This is a genomic window from Halomonas getboli (assembly GCF_023094245.1).
GTDB classification, from domain to species: domain Bacteria; phylum Pseudomonadota; class Gammaproteobacteria; order Pseudomonadales; family Halomonadaceae; genus Halomonas; species Halomonas getboli.
The window spans coordinates 397,516-419,351 of record NZ_JALMEW010000002.1 but is presented as its reverse complement, the minus strand read 5'-3'; the positions used below and the strand labels follow the sequence as shown (position 1 = coordinate 419,351).

Below are 21,836 nucleotides of genomic sequence, written 5' to 3'. Positions count from 1 at the left end.
ACACACAAGGGAAACGACATGGCTACCGAGATCAAGGCACCCACCTTTCCGGAATCCGTTGCCGAAGGCAGCGTGGCCGCCTGGCACAAGAAGCCGGGTGACAGCGTCGAGCGTGACGAGCTGATCGTCGAGATCGAGACCGACAAGGTGGTGCTCGAGGTCGTGGCACCCGAGGCCGGTACCCTGGCCGAGGTGCTGGCGGAAGAGGGCGATACCGTGCAGTCCGAGCAGGTGCTCGGCCGCATCGGCGAGGGCGCGGCCAGCGGCGGCGACAAGGCCGAGGCCGCCAGCGAGGAGAAGAGCGATGCCAAGCCGGAGGCCGCACCGGCCGCCGGCGGCCAGGCGCACGAGGTGAAGGCCCCGACCTTCCCCGAGTCCGTTCAGGAAGGCACCGTGGCCAGCTGGAACAAGCAGGTCGGCGAAGCCGTCAAGCGCGACGAGGTGCTGGCCGAGATCGAGACCGACAAGGTCGTGCTCGAGGTGGTCGCCCCCGCCGACGGCGCGCTGTCCGAGATCAAGGCCGAGGAAGGCAGCCAGGTGGCCTCCGAAGAGGTGCTGGCGATCTTCACCGAAGGTGCTGGCGGCGATGCCACGCCGGCGTCCAGCGAGGGCAAGGCCGCCGCGTCCGCCGACGATGGCGCCAGCGACGAGAAGGTCGGCGACAAGATCCTCGCCCCGGCCGCACGCAAGCTGGTTGCCGAGCATGACCTCGACGTCAGCAAGCTCGAGGGCACCGGCAAGGGCGGTCGCGTGCTGAAGGAAGACGTGCAGAAGGCGATCAAGGACGGCAGCGCCAAGAAGGCCGCCAAGCCGGCCGGTGCCAAGGCCGCCGCGGCACCGGCGCCTGTCGCCGAGGGCGAGCGCCCCGAGAAGCGCGTGCCGATGACCCGCCTGCGCAAGACCATCGCCAAGCGCCTGGTCGAGGCCCAGCAGACCGCCGCCATGCTGACCACCTACAACGAGGTGGACATGGGCGCGGTCATGGAGCTGCGCGCGCAGTACAAGGACACCTTCCTCAAGGCCCACGACACCAAGCTCGGCTTCATGGGCTTCTTCGTCAAGGCGGCCTCCGAGGCGCTCAAGCGCTTCCCGGACGTCAACGCCTCCATCGACGGCGACGACATCGTCTACCACGGCTATCAGGACATCGGCGTGGCCGTGTCCACCGACCGTGGCCTGGTGGTGCCGGTGCTGCGCGATACCGACAGCATGAAGATCGCCGACGTCGAGAAGGGCATCGTCGACTTCGGCAAGCGTGCCCGTGACGGCAAGCTCGGCATCGACGAGATGCAGGGCGGCACCTTCACCATCACTAATGGCGGCATCTTCGGCTCGCTGATGTCCACGCCGATCCTCAACCCGCCGCAGACCGCGATCCTGGGCATGCACAAGATCCAGGAGCGTCCGATGGCGGTGAACGGCAAGGTCGAGATCCGTCCGATGATGTACCTGGCGCTGTCATACGATCACCGCATGATCGACGGCAAGGACGCGGTGCAGTTCCTGGTGACCATCAAGGCGCTGCTCGAGGATCCGGCCCGTCTGCTGCTGGATATCTGATCCGCGCCGGTTAACGCGCACAGCGAAACACTTTTGCAAGGAGCCAACATGGCCGACAAGTTTGATGTCATCGTCATCGGCGCGGGCCCCGGCGGCTACGTGGCCGCCATCCGTGCCGCCCAGATGGGTCTGAAGACCGCCTGCGTCGAGAAGTGGATCGGCAAGGAAGGTAACGTCGTTCACGGCGGTACCTGCCTGAACGTGGGCTGCATCCCGTCCAAGGCGCTGCTGGAAGCCTCCCACAAGTTCGTCGAGGCGCAGCACGACTTCGACGACATGGGCATCCAGGCCGGTGACGTCTCCATGGACGTCAAGAAGATGATGGCCCGCAAGGACAAGATCGTTAAGAACCTGACCGGCGGCATCGCCGGCCTGTTCAAGGCCAACGGCGTGACCGCGCTGGAGGGCACCGGCAAGGTGACCGGCAGCCAGCAGGTCGAGGTCACCGACAAGGACGGCAACGCCGCCACTTACGAGGCCGACAACATCGTGGTCGCCGCCGGTTCCGTGCCGGTCGAGATCCCGCCGACCCCGCTGACCGAAGGCCTGATCGTCGACTCCACCGGCGCCCTGGAATTCCAGGAAACGCCGAAGCGCCTGGGCGTGATCGGCGCCGGCGTCATCGGCCTGGAGCTGGGCAGCGTGTGGAACCGTCTGGGCTCCGAGGTCACCGTCCTCGAGGCCATGGACGACTTCCTGCCGATGGTCGACGGGGCCATCGCCAAGGAGACCCAGAAGCTGCTCAAGAAGCAGGGCCTGGACATCAAGCTGGGCGCCCGCGTCACCGGCTCCGAGGTCAAGGGCGACGAGGTCGTGGTCAAGTACTCCGACGCCAAGGGCGAGCAGGAGATCACCTTCGACAAGCTGATCGTCTGCGTCGGCCGCAAGCCGTACACCAAGGGCGTGATCGGTGACGGCGTGGGCGTCGAGCTCGACGAGCGCGGCTTCATCCACGTCGACGACCAGTGCCGCACCAGCGTGCCGGGCGTCTATGCCATCGGCGACTGCGTGCGCGGCCCGATGCTGGCCCACAAGGCCTCCGAAGAGGGCGTGATGGTCGCCGACATCATCGCCGGCCACAAGGCCGAGATGAACTACGACGCCATCCCCAGCGTGATCTACACCTTCCCCGAGGTGGCCTGGGTCGGCATGACCGAGCAGGAGGCCAAGGCCAAGGGCATCGAGGTCAAGACCGGCGCCTTCCCGTTCGCCGCCAGCGGTCGCGCCATGGCCAACAACGCCACCGAGGGTCAGGCCAAGGTGATCGCCGACGCCGAGACCGATCGTATCCTGGGCATGCACATCGTCGGCCAGCACGCCGGCGAGATGATCGCCCAGGGCGTCATCGCCATGGAATTCGGCTCCAGCGCCGAGGATCTGGCGCTGTCCTGCTATGCGCATCCGACCATGTCCGAGGCCGTCCACGAGGCAGCCCTGGCCGTGGAAGGTCACGCCATCCACATGGCGAACCGCAAGAAGCGCAAGTAAGACAACAAGAGCGCCGCCTTCGGGCGGCGCGTCCCTTCCGGCCTCGTATCGGAGGGGAGCGGTGGTAGCCGCCGCGCTGCGCCGAGTCGGCGCCCGGGCGACTACCGTTCGAGTCACATGCAACCAATGGCATGAATCGATGAACCTTCACGAGTATCAGAGCAAACAGCTGTTTGCCGACTATGGTCTGCCCGTTTCCAAGGGCTTCGCCGTCGACACCCCCGAGGAAGCGGCGGAAGCCTGCAAGAAGATCGGCGGTGAGATGTGGGTCGTCAAGGCCCAGGTCCACGCCGGTGGCCGCGGCAAGGCCGGCGGCGTCAAGCTGGTCAAGAGCGCCGACGAGGCCAAGGCCTTCGCCGAGCAGTGGCTGGGCAAGAACCTGGTGACCTTCCAGACCGACGAGCACGGTCAGCCGGTCGCCAAGATCCTGGTCGAGAACTGCACCGACATCGCCAGCGAGCTCTATCTCGGCGCCGTGGTCGATCGCGCCACTCGTCGCGTGGTCTTCATGGCCTCCACCGAGGGCGGCGTCGAGATCGAGAAGGTCGCCGAGGAGACGCCCGAGAAGATCCTCAAGGCCGAAATCGATCCGCTGGTCGGCGCCCAGCCGTACCAGGCCCGCGAGCTGGCCTTCCAGCTGGGCCTCGAAGGCGCGCAGGTCAAGCAGTTCACCAAGATCTTCCTGGGCCTGTCCAAGCTGTTCCACGACAAGGATCTGGCGCTGCTCGAGATCAACCCGCTGGTGATCACCGAGGAAGGCAACCTGCACTGCCTCGACGCCAAGATCAACCTGGACGGCAACGCCCTGTACCGTCACCCCGATCTGCAGGCCATGCGCGACCCCTCCCAGGAGGATTCCCGCGAGGCCGAGGCCGCGGCCTGGGACCTGAACTACGTGGCCCTGGACGGCAACATCGGCTGCATGGTCAACGGCGCCGGCCTGGCCATGGGCACCATGGATATCGTCAACCTGAACGGCGGCAGCCCGGCCAACTTCCTTGACGTCGGCGGCGGCGCCACCAAGGAGCGCGTGGCGGAAGCGTTCAAGATCATCCTGTCCGACGACAACGTCAAGGCCGTGCTGGTCAACATCTTCGGCGGCATCGTGCGCTGCGACATGATCGCCGAAGGCATCATCGGCGCCGTCGAGCAGGTGGGCGTCAACGTGCCGGTCGTGGTGCGTCTGGAAGGTAACAACGCCGAGCTGGGTGCCGAGAAACTGGCCTCCAGCGGTCTGAACATCATCGCTGCCAAGAGCCTCACCGACGCGGCTCAGCAGGTCGTCAAGGCAGCGGAGGGCAAGTAATGAGCATCCTGATCGACAAGAACACCAAGGTCATCTGCCAGGGCTTCACCGGCGGCCAGGGGACCTTCCACTCCGAGCAGGCGATCGCCTACGGCACCCAGATGGTCGGCGGCGTGACCCCGGGCAAGGGCGGCCAGGAGCACCTGGGCCTGCCGGTGTTCAACACCGTCAAGGAAGCGGTCGAGCAGACTGGCGCCGAGGCCAGCGTGATCTACGTGCCGGCCCCGTTCTGCAAGGACTCCATCCTCGAGGCCGCCAACGCCGGCATCAAGCTGATCGTGTGCATCACCGAGGGCATCCCGACCCTCGACATGCTCGACGTCAAGGTCAAGTGCGATGAGCTGGGCGTGCGCCTGATCGGCCCGAACTGCCCCGGCGTGATCACCCCGGGCGAGTGCAAGATCGGCATCATGCCGGGCCACATCCACCAGCCGGGCAAGGTCGGTATCGTGTCGCGCTCCGGCACCCTGACCTACGAGGCGGTCAAGCAGACCACCGATCACGGTTTCGGCCAGTCCACCTGCGTGGGCATCGGCGGCGACCCGATTCCGGGCTCCACCTTCATCGACATCCTCGAGAAGTTCGAGAAGGATCCGGCCACCGAAGCCATCGTCATGATCGGTGAGATCGGCGGTACCGCCGAGGAAGAGGCGGCCGCCTACATCAAGGAGCACGTCTCCAAGCCGGTCGTGTCCTACATCGCCGGCGTCACCGCGCCTCCCGGCAAGCGCATGGGCCACGCCGGCGCCATCATCGCCGGCGGCAAGGGCACCGCGGACGAGAAGTTCGGCGCCCTCGAGGCGGCGGGCGTCAAGACCGTGCGCTCCCTGGCCGAGATCGGCGATGCCCTGAAGGAAGCCACCGGCTGGTAAGCCGCTGCCTTCGGGACGCAACGCGAAAGGGCACCCCTCGGGGTGCCCTTTTTCGTGCCCGCGTGCAGGCCTCGTTCGCCTTCAGGACGCTCGGCGAGTGCGGTCCCGGCCCTCGCGCTTGGCCACCAGCAGCGCCTGATCGGCGCGTTCGAGGGTGTCGTGGTAGGTCTCGCCGACGCGATGCTCGGCCACGCCGATGCTGGCGGTCACGCTGCTGGGATGGCCCGTGACGTCCAGCGCCAGGTCGAGCCGTCGCAGGCGCTCGCCGAGCCGAGCCAGCAGCGGCTCGGCCTGGTCGAGGCGCATTTCGGGCAGCACCAGCAGGAACTCCTCGCCACCCCAGCGGCCGCACAGGTCGTCGGCCCGCAGCGACTCCGTCAGGGTCTCGGCCAGAGCGACCAGTGCCCGGTCGCCGGCGGCGTGCCCGAAGCGGTCGTTGATGGCCTTGAAGTGGTCGATGTCCATCATCGCCAGGCATAGCGGGCGCCCGTGGCGTTCGGCGCGGGCGACGAGGGCCATCAGCTGCTCGTCGAGGCGACGCCGATTGGCCAGTCCGGTGAGCGGATCCAGCCCCGAGGCGTCCTCGAGCACCTGGTTGCGTTCGACCAGCAGGTCCTGGAAGCGGTCGGCGATGCGCGATAGCTTGCGCTGTCGTCGCTGCTGGCGTTCCAGCTGCTGACGGGTGGCGTAGAGGTCCTCCTGGGCGCCCTGCTGGAAGCCGTCGGCGATGGCGATCATCCGCTCCAGCCGCTCGCCCTGCGTCAGGTGATGACGATAGAGGCGCTCGAGTGCCTGGTGCAGCGGGTGGCCGCGATGGGCCTCGTCCGCGAGCAGCGCCGCGACCTCGGCGAGCAGGGCCTCGTCCCGGGCGCTCACACGCTCACCTCGAGCGGGCGAATGGCGAAGGGATAGCTGCAGTCCTCCTTGAACTCCTCGGCCAGCTCGGCGATGCGCTCGTTGCGCGGGTCATAGCGCCATTCGACGCCGACCTCGCGGCCGCTCTCGTGGGCCTCCTCGAGCAGGTCGAAGATGTCCATCATCGCCTTGACCGAGCTGGTGTTGAGATAGACGAGCTGCAGGTCCAGCGACAGCGGGCGTGACTCCTGGCCGAGGAAGGCCTCGACCCAGGCGATGACCCGGCCGAAGAGGTCGAAGGAGTTTTCCGGGTAGGAATCGCCCTGCATCGCGAGCCGTCCTGCCTGCCAGTCGCTCTGGATGGCGGGAGTGGAGGCGCTGCCGGGAAGGTTCAGATCTTGGCTCATGGGAAAGACCGTTCAGATGGTGGCTGTCAGGCTGAGAAAGCTGCGGCCGGCGGACAGCGGCTGCAGCGAGGCCTCGAGGGGGCGCGACGACTTTCGGGCCATGTCGATCAGCCCCAGGCCGGCGCCGCTCGGTGCTGCCTCGTCGCGGGGGCGGCGCAGCTGCTGTTTGTAGGCGCGCTTGAGCTCGGCGGCATCGAGGCCGGCCAGGCTCTCCACGGCCTCGACCAGGCGCTGGCCGTCGGCGTGCTCCACCAGGTTGCCGGCGGAGACCAGATAGCGGCCGTCCTCGTCCCGGGCCACGGCGACGGTGGCGGTGGCGTCCCCTTCGCCGTAGCCCTGCTCGCGGGCGTAGTGACGGATGTTCTGGGTCATCTCGATATAGACGGCGAACACGTCCATGGCCGAGGAGGGTGCGGCGGACTGGCTGTTCAGGTAGTTGCGCAGCGCATGGCCGATCTCCTCGATCAGGCTGCGCGATATGGGGCCGTTGAAGCACAGCATGATGCGCTGCTGGAGGTAGGTGTCGCGCAGGGTCAGCAGATCCATGACGTCTCCGGGTCAGGTGAACGAGGACGGGGCGTGAGCGAGCGCGCCGTCATCGGGTGGCGTGTCGAAACGGAAGCATAGCAGGGTGATGTCGTCGCGCTGGGCATGGTCGCCGCGGTAGGCGTCAAGCTCGGCCTCGAAGGCGGCGATCTGGTCATCCAGCGGCGCGTCGGCATGGCGGCGCAGCATGGCCTCGAAGCGCCGGTTGCCGAAACCGAAGCCGTGCTCGCCGCCGGCCTGATCGAGGAAGCCGTCGGAGCACAGCGAGTAGGTCCAGCCCCGATGCAGCGGCATCACGCGGTTCTCGTAGGTCATGGTGCGCTTCTGGCCCAGCGCGCGCTTGCCGCCTGGCTGCACCTCGAGCCGTTCGCCGTCGCTGGCGTAGAGCGACATCTTGGCCCCGGCGAAGGTCAGGCGCTCGGCGTCGCGCTCGACCCATACCAGGCCCATGTCCATGTTGGTGGCGATCGAGGCCGGCAGGCTCTCGCGCTGCAGGGTGGCGCGGTTCTGGCGATCGGTCTCGTTGAGAATGGCCGCCGGGTCGTCGGCGCCGACCTTGAGGATGGCGTGGTCGACGATGGCCCGGGCCAGCATGGTCATCAGCGAGCCCGGCACGCCGTGTCCGGCGCAGTCGATCACGCCCATCAGGTAGCCGGTCTCGGTGGCGCGGAAGACGTAGATGTCGCCGCCGACCTGGTCCCGCGGGCGCCACAGTACGGCCTGGTGGCCGGCCAGGTGGGCCTCCAGCTGGTGGCGGGGCAGGATGGCTCGCTGGATGATGCTGGCGTACTCGAGAGAGGCGTCGATCTGGCGCTGGGCGGCGGCCATCTCGGCGTTGGTGGCCTCCAGGTCCCGGGTGCGGCGCCGGACCGTGGCCTCCAGCTCCTGGGTGTGGCGTTCCACCTGGCCGGCCATGTGGGCGAAGGCGCGCGACAGCTCGCCGATCTCGTCGCCGCGCTCGGTGGGCAGCTGGCTGGCGTAGTCGCCGTCGGCGATGGCCTGGGCGGAGTGCTGCAGGCGGCGCAGCGGGCCGAGGATCAGCCGCTCGATGCCGTAGGCCACGCCGGCCATCAGCAGGGCCAGCACCAGCGCCAGGGCGCCCAGCAGCGCCCAGAACCAGCGGCCCTCGAACACCGGCGCGCTCTCCAGATCCAGGGCCGAGACGAACAGCCACTGCAGCTCGGGAATGTAGCCCAGCGTCAGGGTACGCGGCTGGCCCTCGAGGCTGACCTCGAGCTGCTGCACCGTGCCAGGGCGGCGTCGGGCTTCGAGCATGGCATCCTCCAGCCGCTGGCGCTGGGCCGTGTCGTCGACCAGCACCTGAAGGCGTGGCACGTCGCCGTCGAGCCGGCGCTGGGTGGCGGAGTTGAGGGCCAGCCGATCGCGGTCCGGGTGGGCCTGGATGGCGCCGCGGTCGTCGACGATCATCGGCGTCAGCCCCGGGGCTTTGTCGCGCAGGAAGTCGTCGAGGAAGCGGCTCAGGTCGAGTCCGCCGCCGGCCATGCCCAGCGCCCGGTTGCCGTCGCGTATCGCCACGTTCAGCCACACCTTGGCCAGCCCCAGCTTGCCGTCGATATTGACGTTGATGTTGTAGCTGGCGTAGCTGGCCATGGTGTCGAAGTACCAGGCGTCTTCCGGGTCGTCGGGCGATAGCCGATAGCGGGGCAGGCGGCTTTCGGGCGAGTCCGCGTCGTTGTAGTAGTAGTCGCCGCTGGCATCGTCGACCACGAAGTAGGCCTCGCCGCTGAACTGCTCGCGAAAGCCCTCGGCCTCGCGGAAGAAACGGGCTCGCCGTGCGGCGTCGTCCGGGGATGCCAGCCACTCGCGCGTGACTACCGAGTCGGCGAAGCGGCGCGCCAGGGCCAGCTCGCGGGAGACCGGCGCGAGGATCTCCTGCATGTGCAGCAGGGTGTACTGCTCGGCATAGCGGGTGGCGAAGTGGCGACGCACCTCGTCGACGGCCTGCCAGCCGATCAGCAGCGCCGGTATCAGCGCCAGCAGGCAGGCCAGCAGTAGCGTGAGGGTGGACTGGCCACGCAGTCCCCAGCGTTGGGCCATGAAGGAGTTCCTTGCGCGTTCCGACCGGCGGTCGGAGGACGGCTTTGTAATGATTTGTGACTACTATGCCACATCCTGAGTAGCAAGAAACTCGGTAAGAAAGGCAGAAGGCGGGTATCGGGCATGACGCAGGGAACCCGTCGGGCTCCCTGCGGGCGGGCGTGAATGGGAGCGGTAGGCGTGCAGCGGCGCTAGCCCGCCACTTCTTCCACCGCAGTGTTGCCGAGCCCCAGCACCTGGACGTCCAGCGCCTGGCCCGATCCGGTCTCGGCGCTCATCTCGGCGGGCAGCGCGTCGTCGCCGTAGGCCTTGAAGCTGAAGCGCCAGGCCTCGCCCGGGGCCAGGGTGTTGGCGTTGTTGTCCTGCACCCGATAGCCGCCGTCCCCTTCGCCGACGACGCCGTTCCACAGGGTGTCGAGATCGGCAGGCAGATCGAAGCCGACCTGCGGGTCGACGATGTCGTCATCGGAGACGTTCTCGACGAAGACCTCGGCCACGTAGCCCGAGGACCACTGGCTGGTGACGTTGCCGGTCACCAGCAACTCGGCGTCGTCTTCCAGGATGGCGGGCTTCGTGCCGTCGCCGTCGAGGATCTCGCCGGGTTCGGGCGCGTCGATGGCCTCGCCGCGGAACAGGTTGCCCGACGCCGTATGCAGGGTGGTGCCGTCGCCGAAGACCGCGAACTCCACGTCGGTCAGGGTATCCTCGCTGCCCTTGCCGGTGATGATCACGCCGTCGTCGGACATCGCGATCTCGTGATCGTCGAGGTGGCCGGTATAGCGCGCGGTGTCGACGCCCTCGCCGCCGTCCAGACGGTCGTCGCCGTCGTACCAGTCATCGCCCGGCCCGCCCTGGAGCAGGTCGTTGCCGCTGCCGCCGTATAGCCGGTCATGGCCCAGGCCGCCGTTCAGATAGACGCCGTCGTCAGAGCCCTGCACCCCGTCCTCGCGTCGGGTACCGATCAGATAATCGAAGACCACCTCGTTGGCATCGGGATCGGTGGGGGCACCGAAGCTCTCGCCGTCCTCGTTGACGTACAGCGCCGGCGACAGTTCGTCCGCCTCCGGGTCGCGGATCGACTGCCGCACGTGAACGCTGTTGTCATGATCCCGGCCGCCGTGGAAATTGACATCGCGGTCGGTCGAGGCGATCTCGACCTCGTTGCCGGCCGAGGAGCGCCAGGAGGCGAACACCAGGCCGTGACGCATGCCGCTGTCCTCGAGTCCGGAGAAGACGCCGTCGTAGCTCTCGTGAAGCTCGTAGGCGTAGCCGTTGCCGTTGCTGCCCTTGTTGAAGGCGCCATGGGCCTCGAGATCCTCGCCGCGGGTGTCCAGCGCACGGGACAGGCGAAAGGCGGTGGAGGGCCCCTCGATGACCTGAATGTCGTCGAGCCGGGCGTTGACCGTGCCCTCGAGATGCACCGCGTGATAGTCGCTCAGGTCATCCCGGACGTTCTCGAACCGCGACAGGTCGGATTCCCCGAGCTCGAAGCCCAGGCTGAAGCCTTTCAGGGTGACGTTGTCGACGCTGTCGAGGCGTTCGACCCGGGTCTCTCCCGACGAGAAATCGAAGCGTACGCCGCGGTCCAGCGTGACCTGATCGCCGTCGACGTCGGTGACCTTGGCCATGCTGGTGCGCAGCTCGGCGTACTCGACCTTGCGCCAGGAACTGTCGCCGATGTCGTCGAAGAAGGCGTCGTCGTTGTCTTGCCATAGGCGGACGGTATCCCCCACGGACAGGTCGGGATCGTCCTCCAGCGTCAGCCGACGATCGCCGCTGTCGGCATCCGCCGACAGGGTGCCGATGTCGACGTTCTCGCTACCGTCCAGGTGAATTGCCTGGTCGTTGTCTCGTGACAGCGCCTCGTCGGTGAAGGTCAGGCGCGTCTCGTCGGCGCCCGCACCCATCAGGGAGATGTCGGAGCGTTCGACGGTGATCGAGTCGTCGAAGCGATATTCACCCGCGGAAAGTCGAAAGCTCGTGCCGGCGTCGGCGTTCCGGATCAGGCTCTCGAGTTCCGCGGCGGACGTCGATGTGTCTACCTCAATGGTCGAGCTCATGTATTGACTCCTGTTGTCGAAGTGTCGTGATGATGTCGAATATTCATAGGCCGGCTTATCGATAGATTTTTATCGAAATCATGACTCTCTTTTGTCGTCATTAGGAGACATTTTTCCAGGGTTGAACAAAGGGTTTGATACCGGGTATTTTCCCGATGATTGGCGCAAAAGAGGCGCCATTTTCAGTTTTGTACAGGGAAAAAATAGCGTCAATCGGCGTGTTGAAAGTGAGAGGGAAACCAGGGCATGGGAGAGTCAGCGGAGTGTTGAGCCGGCGAAGGAAAGGCCGAGAGAGAGCGGAAGTCGGCGGTCAGGCTCGGGCAGGCGCCGACACGCCGCTGGCCGATGCGCGCGAGGCGTGTCGCCGTTCGCTGCTGTGGGTCGCGGGCTTCAGCCTGTGCCTCAACCTGCTGATGATGACGCCTGCGCTGTACATGCTTCAGGTGTACGACCGGGTGATCCCCTCGGGCAGCGAAGCGACGCTGTTGATGCTGACGCTGCTGGTGATCTTCCTGTACGTGGTCATCGGTGGAATTGAGTGGGTGCGAGCGGGCGTGCTGGTTCGCCTGGCCAACCGCCTCGACGCGTGCGTCGTCGAGCCCCTGCATGCGGCGATGTTCCGCCGCGGCCTGCAGCGGGCGGGCGGCCAGGGCGCCGGGCCGCTGGACGATCTCGCCACCCTGCGTCAGGGGCTGGCGGGAGGCGCGCTGCTGGCCTTCTTCGATGTGCTCTGGGTGCCGGTCTATCTGGCCCTGCTGTGCCTGTTCGATCCCTGGTTCGGCGTCTTCGCCGCTGCCGCCGGCCTGCTGCTGCTGGCGCTGGTGGTGATCAGCGAGAAGGCCACACGCGGCTGGCTGGAGGGTGCCGGGCAGGAGATGGCGGCCGCCCGCGAGCGAGCGGCGGACAACCTGCGCAACGCCGAGGCGCTCGATGCCATGGGCATGCTGTCGAGCGTCGCCGGACGCTGGCTGGCGCACCATCGTCGCGGGCTGTGGCGGCAGTCGCTGGCCAGCGATCGGGCGGCCATGCTGTCGAGCCTCACTCGGGCGCTGCGGCTGCTGCTGCAGTCGATGATCCTTGGGCTCGGCGCCTGGCTGGTGCTCGAGGAGCGGATCACCGCCGGCATGATGATCGCCGGCTCCATCCTGCTGGGCCGGGTGCTGTCGCCGGTCGATCAGCTGGTCGGCAGCTGGCGCAGCGTCGTCGCGGCCCGCGCCGCCTATCGTCGACTCGAGGCGATCTTCCGCGAGGCGCCGCCGCCCGCGTCTCCCATGTCGCTGCCGGCCCCCCGGGGGCAGCTGACCCTCGAGGGCGTGACGGCCGGGGCTCCGGGTGGGAAGCGGCCCATCCTGGCCGGCATCGATCTCGATATCGCCCCGGGGCAGCAGGTCGGCATCATCGGCCCCAGCGCCGCCGGCAAGTCGACCCTGGCGCGCCTGGCGCTGGGCGTGTGGCCGGCCCGGGAAGGCTGTGTGCGGCTGGACGGCGCCGATATCACGCGCTGGGATCGCCGCGCCCTGGGGCCGCACCTCGGCTATCTGCCCCAGGACGTCGAGCTGTTTGCCGGTACCCTCGCCGAGAACATCGCCCGCTTCGCCGAGGTCGACGGCGAGCGAGTGATCGCGGCGGCGCGCCGCGCCGGGGTGCATGACATGATCCTGCGACTGCCCGAGGGCTATGACACCTGGCTGGCGCCGGGCGGCGGCCTGCTCTCCGCCGGCCAGCGCCAGCGCATCGGCCTGGCGCGGGCGCTTTATGGCGACCCGGTGCTGGTGGTGCTCGACGAGCCGAATGCCAATCTGGACCATCGCGGCGAACAGGCCCTGGCCGAGGCCATGGAGGCCCTGCGGCGGGACGGCGTGACCCTGCTGGTGATCAGTCATCGCAGCGGGGTGCTGAAACGGGTCGATCGCCTGCTGGTGCTCGACGACGGCCGGGTGTCGCTGTTCGGCTCCCGCGATCGTGTGCTGGAGCGCATGGCGGCCCGGCGGCATGAACGACGCGAAGCGACCGCTCAGGGAGGCGCCCATGCAGCCGACACATGATGCGCCTCGGCCACCGGTCGATGACCGTCGCCATCGCCTCGCGGGGCTGGCGCTGGTGCTGGTCTGCGTGCTCGGTTTCGGCGGCTGGGCGGTCTCGGCCGAGCTGGCGGTGTCGGTGATCGCCCCCGGCCGGGTCGAGGTGGCCTCGTTCAAGAAGACGGTGCAGCATCTCGAGGGCGGCATCGTGCGCCGCATCGCGGTCGAGGAGGGCGATCGCGTCGAGGAAGGGCAGACGCTGCTGGTGCTCGATCCGACCCAGGTCGAGTCGCGGCTGCAGATCGCGCGCTCCCAATACCTGATCAATCGCGCCGCCGAGGTCCGGCTGATGGCCGAGCAGGCCGGCGAAGACCGCCTGACGTTTCCCGACGCGCTCGATGACGCTGACTCACCGCGCAACGCACAGCTCAAGGCGGTGCAGCGCGGGCTCTTCCACTCGCGTCGCGAGGCGCTCGACGGGGCGCTGGCGTCGCTGGAGGCGCAGAGCGAGCAGCTGCGCCAGCGCATCGAGGGTCGCGAGGCGATGATCCGGGTCAGTCGCGAGCAGCTTGCTTCGCTGCGCGAGGATGCCGAGGCCTATCGCTCGCTGTTCAAGGACGGGCTGGGCGACAACCGCCGGCTGCGAGAGCTGGAGCGCGAGGTGCTGCAGTATCAGGGCGAGATCGAACAGCATCGCACCGAGATCGCTCGGCTGAGGTCGCAGATCAGCGAGAACGATCTCAAGAAGCGGGTGCGCGTGGAAGAGTTCCGCCAGGAAGTGGGCGAGCGCCTGCGCGAGACCCGGCGCCAGATCGCCGATGCCCGGGAGCGGATGACCGCGCTGCGCGATCAGCGGCGGCGTACCACGGTGACGGCGCCGGCCGCGGGCACGGTGGTTGGCCTGGCGGTGCATACCCGCGGCGCGGTGATCGAGCCCGGCACCACGCTGCTGGAGATCGTCCCGGGCGGCGGGGAGTTCGTGGTCGAGGCCCGGGTCGCCGATCAGGACATCGACAGCGTCTATCCCGGCCAGTCGGCGGAGATCCGCTTCAGCGCCTTCAATCGTCGCCGCTCGCGGCTTATCGACGGCACCGTGCAGCGGGTCTCCGCCGACAGCTTCACCGACGAGCGCAGCGGTAAGCGCTACTACGAGGTGCGGGTCCGGGTCGGCGAGGCGGAGCGTGAGGCGATGCCCGAGTCGATGCGGCTGCAGGCAGGCATGCCCGCCGAGGTGCGGCTGCAGGCCGCCAGCCGCACCTTCGCCAGCTATCTGGCCAAGCCGGTGACCGACATGCTGGCGCGGGCCATGCGGGCCGACTGAGCCGGCCTCGCTCGGGGCGCGTTCCGGCCTGGTTCAGCGCGCTCGCTGACGACGGGGCAGGCCGATCATGGCCAGGAACACCGGGGCGCCGGCCAGCAGGTAGCAGTGGAAGGTGACGAAGCGCCAGATCACGATGGCGGCCCCGGCGGTGGCCTGGCCGACCAGCGGGATCAGCAGCATGCCGGTGCCGAGTTCGGCGGCACCGGTGCCGCCGGGCAGCAGGCTCAGCTGGCCTGCGGCCATCGACAGCATCTGCACCAGGAAGGCCCAGCTCCAGGCCACGTCGGCGCCGAGCCCCTTGAGCGCCAGGTAGAGCAGGCTGTAGCGCGTCAGCCAGTGGGCGGCGCAGCTGGCCATGGCCAGCACCAGCACCGGGCGGGGCAGTGCCAGGGTGGCGGTCAGCGCCTGGCGAAAGCCGAGCAGCCGCCGGGCCAGACCGGGGCGCCGCCTTCGTGACCCGCGGCGGCGCAGCAGCGCCGGCAGGTGCCGGATCAGCATCGCCCCCGTCGTCAGCAGCAGGAGCAGGGTGACGATGGCGGCGACCAGCAGCCACTGATGGGGCCAGGGCACGGCCGTGACCAGCGACACCAGCACCAGGGCGGTCAGCGCGGCGAGGAAGAACAGCAGGTCGCAGCACTGGTCGACCATGAACACCGCCGAGGCCCGGGCGGGGCGCAGCCCGCGTCGGGCCAGCAGCGCGAGCAGGGTCGGCAGCCCGCCGCTGCCGCCCGGGGTGGCGCAGATGGCGAACTCGGTGGCCATCACCATCCCCAGGGCGCTGCGCTGGCCGAGCTGGCCGGCGCGCCCCGCCAGCAGCAGCCTCAGGCGCAGGGCGTTGAGGTTCCAGCACAGCACCACCAGCGCCAGCATCCCCGCCAGCCTGCCCGGCGGGAACGCGCCCAGCGCCGTCAGTGCCTCGCGGCCGCCGATCATCAGCGGCACCGCCAGGGCCAGCACCAGCGCCGCGGCCAGCCACCCGCCGTAATGTCGGCGACGCTCAGCCATGTCGAAGGCGCGGGGCCGCGCGCTCGCCGGGCGTGAGGGTGGCGTAGTAGCCGAGCAGGTCATCGATCACCCGGTTCCAGTGGAAGCGACGCTCCACCTGGCGGCGGGCGTGACGGCCGCCGGCGGCGACGTCGTGGCCGAACAGGGCCTCGACCGCCTCGGCCATGGCGCCGTCGTCGTGGGGCGTGCACAACAGCCCGCCGCCCAGCGGCACGTTCTCGATCAGCGCCCCGGCCCGGGCGGCGACCACCGGCAGGCCGCAGGCCATGGCCTCCAGTGCCACCAGGCCGAAGGTCTCGCGGGTGCCGGCGTGCAGCATGGCGTCGGCGCTGGCCAGCGCTCGGGCCACCTCGCGGCGATCGCAGTAGCGCGAGATGGCGGTCACGTTGTCGGGCACCCGGGTCGGCATGCCGGGGCCCATCAGCAGCAGGTGATAGGGGCGACCGAGGCGCCGGAGCGTGCGCAGCAGCACGTCGACGTTCTTCTCCCGCGAGTAGCGCCCGGCGAAGACCAGCAGTCGGGTGTCGGCGGGCAGCCCCAGCGAGGCCCGCCAGGCCGGATCGGCGCGGTCGGGGTGGAAGGTCGCGAGGTCGACGCCCAGCGGCTGCACGCGCACGTCGTCCACGCCCCAGTCCGCCAGCCGCTCGGCCATGGCCCGGCAGGGCGCCATCACGCCGTCGAAGCGGCCGTAGAGGTCGCGCACGTAGCGCTCCAGGCGCCGGCGCACCGCGCCGCCGAAGCGATCGCCCATCAGCCGTGGCAGGTCGGAGTGGTAGAAGCCGACCACCGGCACGCCGAGGCGCTGGCCGGCCTCCAGCGCGGCCCAGGGCGTGACGTAGGGGTCGCCGGCCTCGATCAGGTCGGGGGCGAGCTCCAGCAGCCGCTCGCGCCAGGGGGCGCGGCGCAGCGGGAAGCGATAGCCCTGACCCAGCGGCAGGCGCATCGCCGGCAGCGTATGGCAGTCGTCGAGGGCGTCGCGCTCGGCGCCGGGCACGAGCAGGCTCGAACGCAGGCCGGGAGTCTCGGCGATCCGGCGCCGCTTGGCCTGGAGATAGGTGCGCACGCCGCCGCTCGAGGGGGCGTGGAACATGGTGACGTCGGCGATATGCAAAGGGTCCCTCCCGCGCGGGCCGATGGTTCAGGCCTCACGCTACGTGGGCTTTGCGACAGTTCGGCGACATGGGCGGGGGGCGTGGGTCCGAAGGAGACCCTGAAATGCAGAACGGCGGCCCGAGGGCCGCCGTGCTGCGTGCGAGGGATCGCGCGAGGAGGGCGCTTACTCGGCCGGGCGGCCGACCAGCGAGCGGGTCTCCTCGCGGGCCTCGGTCAGGGCCACGCGGATCACGTCGCCGAGCTTGTAGCGCTCGACGCCTTCGATCTGGATGCGGCCGTCCTTGTCGTCGATCGCCACCTTGTCGCGGTCGCTGTGCATCAGCGGGGCCGGGATGAAGGCGGTGGCGCCGTTGGCGGTCAGGCGCACGCGCATGCCGCCGCGGTTGATGGCGATGATCTCGGCCTCGAAGCTCTCGTTGGCCTCGGCGGACGGCGTCAGGTAGCGCACGTAGAGCCAGTCCTTGACGTCACGCTCGGCCAGGCGGTTGAGGCGGCGACGCTCGGTGAGCTGCTCGGTGAGCGCCTGGCTGGCCTCGGCCGGGGCCTGCTCGCCCTTGAGCACGCGCTTGATCAGGCGGTGGTTGACCATGTCGCCGTACTTGCGGATCGGCGAGGTCCAGGTGGCGTAGGCGTCGAGCCCCAGGCCGAAGTGCGGACCGGGCTGGGCGGACATGTTGGTGAAGCCCTGGAAGCGGCGCAGGCGCGCGTCCAGCCAGGCGTCCTCGCGGCCCTCGAGCTCACGCTTGAGCTCCCTGTAGCGGGGCAGCTCGGTGAGCGCCTCGAGCTCGACCTGGATCTCCTGGCCGGCCAGGAATTCCTGGGCCGCCTCGGCCTTGTCGGCCTCGAAGGCACGGTGGACGTTGAAGATGCCGTGGCCCACGTGCTGGCTCAGCAGGTCGGCGCAGCAGGCGTTGGCCGCGATCATCGATTCCTCGATCATGCGGTTGGCGATGCGGCGTTCCTCGGTGCGGATGCCCAGCACGTTGCCGGCCTCGTCGAGGTCGAACACGTAGTCCGGACGGTCCTTGAACACCAGGGCGTGCTTGGCGCGCCAGTCGGCGCGGGCCTCGGTCAGCTCGCGCAGCGCCTTGAGCTGCTCGCCGATGGCCTCGGACGGCGCCCAGTCGCCCTGGCCCTCGAGCCAGTCGGAGACGTGGTCGTAGACCAGCTTGGCGTGGGAGCGCGCGGTGGCGGCGAAGAAGCGGTACTCGCCCAGGCTGCCGTCGGCCTCGATGTTCAGCGCGCAGGCCAGCACCGGGCGGTCGCGGTCTTCCCACAGCGAGCACAGGTCGTCGGCCAGCGCCTGGGGCAGCATGGTGACGTTCTGGCCCGGCAGATAGACGGTGAAGGCGCGGGTGCGGGCCTCCAGGTCGGCGGCGTGGCCTTCCTCGACGTAGGCGGTCGGGTCGGCGATGGCCACGGTCAGGGTCCAGCCGCCACCCTCGCGACGCTCGACGCGCAGGGCGTCGTCCATGTCGCGGGTCTTTTCGCCGTCGATGGTGAAGAACGGCTCGGCGGTCAGGTCCTCGCGCTCGAGGCCCTCGTCGCGCAGCGGCCAGTCGTCGCCGGCATCCGGGCATTCCTGCTCGAGGGCGTGGCGCGCCAGGGTCACCCGCCAGGGCACCGCCGGGTTGTCGGTCTTGGCCACCAGCTCATCGATCTGGGTGAAGAAGCCGCGATCCTCGGGCTTGAGCGGGTGCCGCACCAGGCGCACCACGACCCAGTCGCCTTCGCCCAGGCTTGCCTCGTCGAGGCTGCGCTTGACCCGCGCCTTCAGCGGGGCATTCATCGACGGATGATCGGGGATCACCGACAGCCGCCCGTCGCGCTTCTTCACGCGGGCGATGAAGCGTTCCATGCCGCTCTCGATCAGGGTGTCCGGCTCCACGGACTTCTTCTCGCCCTCCTCGTGGAGGATGGCCTCGACCCGGTCGCCGTGGAGCACCTTCTTCATGGCGGGGGGGGGCACGAAGTAGGACTCGCCGTCGTCGGTCTCGAGGAAACCGAAGCCGCGGTCGGTGGCCTTGATGACCCCTTCGACGCGGGGCGTGTTGTCGCGGATCTGTTGCTTGAGCTGAGCAAGCGCCGAGTTGTTCTGCAGCATGGTCACGATCGATTGGCGGGATAGGGGGGCCACTATACGTATTCCGCCAGCCGGCGCCAATCGGGCGTGGGGCCGAAGCCGGTGGCGTGTCGCCATGCTGTTGACGGATGCGCCCACCGTCGCCCATGCGGGCTCAGACCAAGGTGCAAGGTCATTGGTATTTTATTGGTATTGTTGTTGGTCTACATTGGTTATATCAAGACGCCAGCATGAGGCCGCCCATGGATCCCCGTCTGCAACAGCTACATCTCAACACGGCGCTGCCCACGCCGCTTTATCACCAGCTGGCCAGCGGGCTCGAGTGCGCCATCGAGGCCGGCGCCTGGCTGGCCGGCGAGGCGTTGCCTTCCGAGCGGGCCCTGGCCGAGGCGCTGGACGTCTCGCGTATCACCGCCCGCAAGGCCCTGGATCGGCTGGCCGAGCTGGGTCTGATCCGCCGTACCCGCGGCTCCGGCACCTTCATTACCCCGCGTCTCAACCAGCCGCTGACCCGGCTGGTGAGCTTCACCGAGATGCTCTCCCAGCGCGGTTTCACGCCGAGTTCGCGCTGGCTATCGCGCACCCTGTCCTCGCCTACCGCCGAGGAGAGCCTGCGACTGGGGCTCGCCGGCGATGCGCGCGTTGCCCGGCTCAAGCGCCTGCGCCTGGCCGACGGCGTGGTGATGGCGGTGGAGGAGAGCTGTCTGCCCCAGGCGATTCTCGCCGATCCCGGCGCCGTCGAGCGCTCGCTCTACGCCACCCTGGATGTTGCCGGACATAGCGTGGTGCGGGCTCTACAGCATGTCAGCGCGGTCAATGCTGGCCCGGAGCTTTCACGACTGGCCGAGGTGCCCGAGGGCCAGGCGCTGCTTGAGGTGACGCGGCTGGGCTACCTCGCCGACGGCACGCCGGCGGAGCTGACCGTGACCTACTGCCGCACCGACTACTACGACTTCGTCGTCGAACTGACCCGCTCATAGGACCCTCACCATGCTTTACGGCAATGTGCTGACCCCTTGCGGCTGGCGGCTCGGCGAGCTGCAGTGGCGCGACGGGCGCCTCACCGTCCTGCCCGAGACGCCGGTGGACCCCGATGACAACGACCTGCCGCGTATCCTGCCCGGCTTCCTCGACCTGCACGTCCACGGCGGTGGCGGGGCGGACGTGATGGAAGGCGGCGCGGCCCTGGCTACCGTGGCGCGCACCCATGCGCGCTTCGGCACCACCGGCCTGCTGGCCACCACCATGACCGCGCCGGACGCGGAGATTCGCCGCGTGCTCGGCGACATCGGCGACTACCTGCGCGATCCGGCGCCGGACGCCGCCGGTGTATTGGGCGTGCACCTGGAGGGCCCCTACATCAATCCCGGCAAGCTCGGCGCCCAGCCCTCCCACGCCCGCCCCGGCGTGCTCGAGGACATCGAGGCGCTCGGCCGGCTGGCGCCGATCCGCCTGCTGACCCTGGCCCCGGAGCTGGCCGGCCACCTGACGTTGATCCGCCAGCTCAGCGAGCGTGGCATCCGCGTGCAGCTCGGCCACACCCTGGGCAGCTACGAGGATGGGGTGGCGGCGCTCGAGCACGGCGCCTGCGGCTTCACCCACCTGTTCAACGCCATGAGCGGGCTGCATCACCGCAAGCCCGGGATGGTCGGCGCGGCCCTGGCCCACGCCGACTACGCCGAGCTGATCCCCGACCTGCTGCACGTGCATCCCGGCGCCATCCGCGCCGCCCTGCGCAGCATTCCCCGTCTCTACGCGGTCACCGACTCCACCGCCGCCGCGGGCATGCCCGACGGCGACTATCGGCTCGGCGAGCAGGCCGTCACCAAGTGCCTGGGCGGGGTGCGCCTGGCCGACGGCACCCTGGCCGGCAGCACCCTGACCATGGACCAGGCGCTGCGCAACCTGGTGAGCCTCGGCCTGACGCTGGCCGAGGCCTCGGACCGGCTGTCGCGCTTTCCCGCCGACTTCCTCGGCCGCCAGGACCTGGGTCGCCTAAGCGAGGGCGCCCGGGCCGACCTGGTGGTCCTGGACCCCGACCTCAACCTGCAGGCCGTCCACGTGGCGGGCCGGCGCATCGAAGGAGAATTCCATGTCACTGATGCTTGATGAAGCCCGCAACGCCCCCGAGCGGATCCGCGGCCAGCTGCAGCGCAATGCCGAGGTCCTGGCCTATCTGGGCGCTCGTCTGCGTGAGGCGCCACCGCATGGTGCTCTGACCGTGGCGCGCGGCAGTTCGGATCATGCTGCGGCCTATCTGGCGTATCTGATCATGAAGCACCTGGGTATCCCGGTCGCCTCCCTGCCGCCGTCGCTGTCCGATGCTCCCTGGCGGCTGTCCGGCCAGCTGGCGGTGGCGATCTCCCAGTCGGGCCAGAGCCCCGACCTGATCGACGCTCAGCGTGCTATGGCCGCCGGTGGGGCCCGCACCCTGGCGCTGGTCAACACTCCCCAGTCGCCGCTGGGGGCCGCCAGCGACGACGAGGTGGCGCTGTTCGCTGGAGAGGAGCGCAGCGTGGCGGCGACCAAGAGTTATATGGCGACGCTGTCCGCCGGCGCCCAGCTGGTCGGCCACTGGGCCGGCGACGAGCGGCTTCTCGCGGCGCTACAGGCGCTGCCCGAGCGACTCGTGGAGGCCGCCGAGCAGGACTGGACGCCGGCCGTCGAGGCGTTGGTCGGTGTCGAGCGGATGATGGTGATCGGCCGCGGCCCGGGGCTGGCGGTGGCCCAGGAGGCGGCTCTCAAGCTCAAGGAAACCTGCACCCTTCAGGCCGAGCCGTTCAGCGGAGCCGAGGTGCGCCACGGTCCCATGGCGTTGATCGAGGAAGGCTATCCGGTGCTGGTGTTCGCGCCGCCGGGCCCCGAGCAGGCGGGGCTGCTGGAGCTGGCCGAGTGGCTCGAGGGCGTGGGTGCCCAGGTGCTGCTGGCCGCGGATGCGGGCGTCTCCCGGCGTCACCTGACGCTCGTCGACGCCGGCCACGACGACCTGCAGCCGCTGTCGGTGATCCAGAGCTTCTACACCATGGCGGCAGGGCTCGCCGCGGCCAGAGGCAGCGATCCGGATCATCCGCGGCATCTACGCAAGGTGACGCTCACCGCCTGATCACCGGGCGTCGAATGCCGCCGTCGAGCACAATAACA

At 69.1% G+C, this 21,836-nt stretch carries 17 protein-coding genes; 9 read left to right on the top strand and 8 right to left on the bottom strand.

What is annotated here, in order from left to right; translation table 11 throughout:
- The first annotated feature begins 18 nt into the window (after positions 1–18).
- The 4 genes from odhB (at position 19) to sucD (ending at position 5,226) form a co-directional block, all read left to right on the top strand.
- Positions 19–1,560, top strand: coding sequence for a 2-oxoglutarate dehydrogenase complex dihydrolipoyllysine-residue succinyltransferase (odhB, locus tag MYL53_RS06895; protein WP_247852880.1), 1,542 nt, complete (start codon positions 19–21; stop codon positions 1,558–1,560).
- A gap of 48 nt (positions 1,561–1,608) precedes the next feature.
- Positions 1,609–3,048 carry a dihydrolipoyl dehydrogenase gene (gene lpdA, locus MYL53_RS06890; protein WP_247852879.1) on the top strand — a complete coding sequence of 480 codons (1,440 nt, stop codon included), beginning with the start codon at positions 1,609–1,611 and terminating at the stop codon, positions 3,046–3,048.
- 139 nt (positions 3,049–3,187) lie between these two features.
- A complete protein-coding gene (gene sucC, locus MYL53_RS06885) occupies positions 3,188–4,354 on the top strand; it encodes an ADP-forming succinate--CoA ligase subunit beta (protein WP_016856036.1) in 1,167 nt (388 codons plus the stop codon).
- On the top strand, positions 4,354–5,226 hold the full coding sequence (gene sucD, locus MYL53_RS06880) for a succinate--CoA ligase subunit alpha (protein ID WP_247852878.1): 873 nt from the start codon (positions 4,354–4,356) through the stop codon (positions 5,224–5,226). The genes sucC and sucD overlap by 1 nt, the downstream gene beginning before the upstream one ends.
- 81 nt (positions 5,227–5,307) lie before the next feature.
- Here the strand turns inward: sucD and siaD are convergent, their stop codons facing one another.
- The 5 genes from siaD to MYL53_RS06855 all read right to left on the bottom strand — a co-directional run bounded on the left by siaD (position 5,308) and on the right by MYL53_RS06855 (position 11,152).
- A complete protein-coding gene (gene siaD, locus MYL53_RS06875; RefSeq protein ID WP_247852877.1) occupies positions 5,308–6,102 on the bottom strand; it encodes a biofilm regulation diguanylate cyclase SiaD in 795 nt (264 codons plus the stop codon).
- Positions 6,099–6,488, bottom strand: coding sequence for a biofilm regulation phosphoprotein SiaC (gene siaC / locus MYL53_RS06870; protein ID WP_247852876.1), 390 nt, complete (start codon positions 6,486–6,488; stop codon positions 6,099–6,101). Before siaC ends, siaD begins: the two co-directional genes overlap by 4 nt.
- Before the next feature lie 12 nt (positions 6,489–6,500).
- Complete coding sequence (siaB, locus tag MYL53_RS06865; RefSeq protein WP_247852875.1) at positions 6,501–7,034, bottom strand: biofilm regulation protein kinase SiaB; 534 nt, start codon at positions 7,032–7,034, stop codon at positions 6,501–6,503.
- A 12-nt stretch (positions 7,035–7,046) separates the two neighbouring features.
- The gene (siaA, locus tag MYL53_RS06860; RefSeq protein ID WP_247852874.1) at positions 7,047–9,092 is read right to left on the bottom strand and encodes a biofilm regulation protein phosphatase SiaA; all 2,046 of its coding nucleotides are present in this window, start codon (positions 9,090–9,092) and stop codon (positions 7,047–7,049) included.
- Between the two features lie 191 nt (positions 9,093–9,283).
- Positions 9,284–11,152, bottom strand: coding sequence for a cellulose binding domain-containing protein (locus tag MYL53_RS06855; RefSeq protein ID WP_247852873.1), 1,869 nt, complete (start codon positions 11,150–11,152; stop codon positions 9,284–9,286).
- Positions 11,153–11,415: 263 nt separating this feature from the next.
- Here MYL53_RS06855 and MYL53_RS06850 point away from each other — a divergent pair, with 263 nt between their 5' ends.
- Both MYL53_RS06850 and MYL53_RS06845 read left to right on the top strand, forming a co-directional pair.
- Entirely contained in the window at positions 11,416–13,197 is a 1,782-nt protein-coding gene (locus tag MYL53_RS06850; RefSeq protein WP_247852872.1) for a type I secretion system permease/ATPase, read from the top strand.
- Entirely contained in the window at positions 13,181–14,494 is a 1,314-nt protein-coding gene (locus MYL53_RS06845) for an HlyD family type I secretion periplasmic adaptor subunit (RefSeq protein WP_247852871.1), read from the top strand. The genes MYL53_RS06850 and MYL53_RS06845 overlap by 17 nt, the downstream gene beginning before the upstream one ends.
- A 33-nt stretch (positions 14,495–14,527) precedes the next feature.
- Here MYL53_RS06845 and gpgF read toward each other — a convergent pair whose 3' ends face one another.
- The 3 genes from gpgF to MYL53_RS06830 form a co-directional block, all read right to left on the bottom strand.
- A complete protein-coding gene (gene gpgF, locus MYL53_RS06840; RefSeq protein ID WP_247852870.1) occupies positions 14,528–15,499 on the bottom strand; it encodes a glucosaminyl phosphatidylglycerol flippase in 972 nt (323 codons plus the stop codon).
- Complete coding sequence (gene gpgS / locus MYL53_RS06835; protein ID WP_247852869.1) at positions 15,492–16,610, bottom strand: N-acetylglucosaminyl phosphatidylglycerol synthase; 1,119 nt, start codon at positions 16,608–16,610, stop codon at positions 15,492–15,494. The genes gpgF and gpgS overlap by 8 nt, the downstream gene beginning before the upstream one ends.
- A gap of 165 nt (positions 16,611–16,775) precedes the next feature.
- A complete protein-coding gene (locus MYL53_RS06830; RefSeq protein ID WP_247852868.1) occupies positions 16,776–18,716 on the bottom strand; it encodes an exoribonuclease II in 1,941 nt (646 codons plus the stop codon).
- A 221-nt stretch (positions 18,717–18,937) separates the two neighbouring features.
- Between MYL53_RS06830 and MYL53_RS06825 the strand changes: the two genes are divergently transcribed.
- Genes MYL53_RS06825 through MYL53_RS06815 form a run of 3 tightly spaced genes read left to right on the top strand, consistent with a single transcriptional unit; the run spans position 18,938 to position 21,798 of the window.
- Positions 18,938–19,675, top strand: a complete 738-nt coding sequence (locus MYL53_RS06825) for a GntR family transcriptional regulator (protein WP_247852867.1) — start codon at positions 18,938–18,940, stop codon at positions 19,673–19,675.
- Positions 19,676–19,685: 10 nt separating this feature from the next.
- Positions 19,686–20,804, top strand: a complete 1,119-nt coding sequence (gene nagA, locus MYL53_RS06820) for an N-acetylglucosamine-6-phosphate deacetylase (protein WP_247852866.1) — start codon at positions 19,686–19,688, stop codon at positions 20,802–20,804.
- A complete protein-coding gene (locus tag MYL53_RS06815) occupies positions 20,788–21,798 on the top strand; it encodes an SIS domain-containing protein (RefSeq protein ID WP_247852865.1) in 1,011 nt (336 codons plus the stop codon). The genes nagA and MYL53_RS06815 overlap by 17 nt, the downstream gene beginning before the upstream one ends.
- Positions 21,799–21,836 lie beyond the last annotated feature (38 nt).

Bases quoted from the DNA above. Each gene is read 5' to 3' on its own strand.
- odhB (WP_247852880.1), top strand. From the start codon at position 19: ATGGCTACCGAGATCAAGGCACCCACCTTTCCGGAATCCGTTGCCGAA.
- lpdA (WP_247852879.1), top strand. From the start codon at position 1,609: ATGGCCGACAAGTTTGATGTCATCGTCATCGGCGCGGGCCCCGGCGGC.
- sucC (WP_016856036.1), top strand. From the start codon at position 3,188: ATGAACCTTCACGAGTATCAGAGCAAACAGCTGTTTGCCGACTATGGT.
- sucD (WP_247852878.1), top strand. From the start codon at position 4,354: ATGAGCATCCTGATCGACAAGAACACCAAGGTCATCTGCCAGGGCTTC.
- siaC (WP_247852876.1), bottom strand. From the start codon at position 6,488: ATGAGCCAAGATCTGAACCTTCCCGGCAGCGCCTCCACTCCCGCCATC.
- siaB (WP_247852875.1), bottom strand. From the start codon at position 7,034: ATGGATCTGCTGACCCTGCGCGACACCTACCTCCAGCAGCGCATCATG.
- siaA (WP_247852874.1), bottom strand. From the start codon at position 9,092: ATGGCCCAACGCTGGGGACTGCGTGGCCAGTCCACCCTCACGCTACTG.
- MYL53_RS06855 (WP_247852873.1), bottom strand. From the start codon at position 11,152: ATGAGCTCGACCATTGAGGTAGACACATCGACGTCCGCCGCGGAACTC.
- MYL53_RS06845 (WP_247852871.1), top strand. From the start codon at position 13,181: ATGCAGCCGACACATGATGCGCCTCGGCCACCGGTCGATGACCGTCGC.
- gpgF (WP_247852870.1), bottom strand. From the start codon at position 15,499: ATGGCTGAGCGTCGCCGACATTACGGCGGGTGGCTGGCCGCGGCGCTG.
- MYL53_RS06830 (WP_247852868.1), bottom strand. From the start codon at position 18,716: ATGCTGCAGAACAACTCGGCGCTTGCTCAGCTCAAGCAACAGATCCGC.
- MYL53_RS06825 (WP_247852867.1), top strand. From the start codon at position 18,938: ATGGATCCCCGTCTGCAACAGCTACATCTCAACACGGCGCTGCCCACG.
- nagA (WP_247852866.1), top strand. From the start codon at position 19,686: ATGCTTTACGGCAATGTGCTGACCCCTTGCGGCTGGCGGCTCGGCGAG.
- MYL53_RS06815 (WP_247852865.1), top strand. From the start codon at position 20,788: ATGTCACTGATGCTTGATGAAGCCCGCAACGCCCCCGAGCGGATCCGC.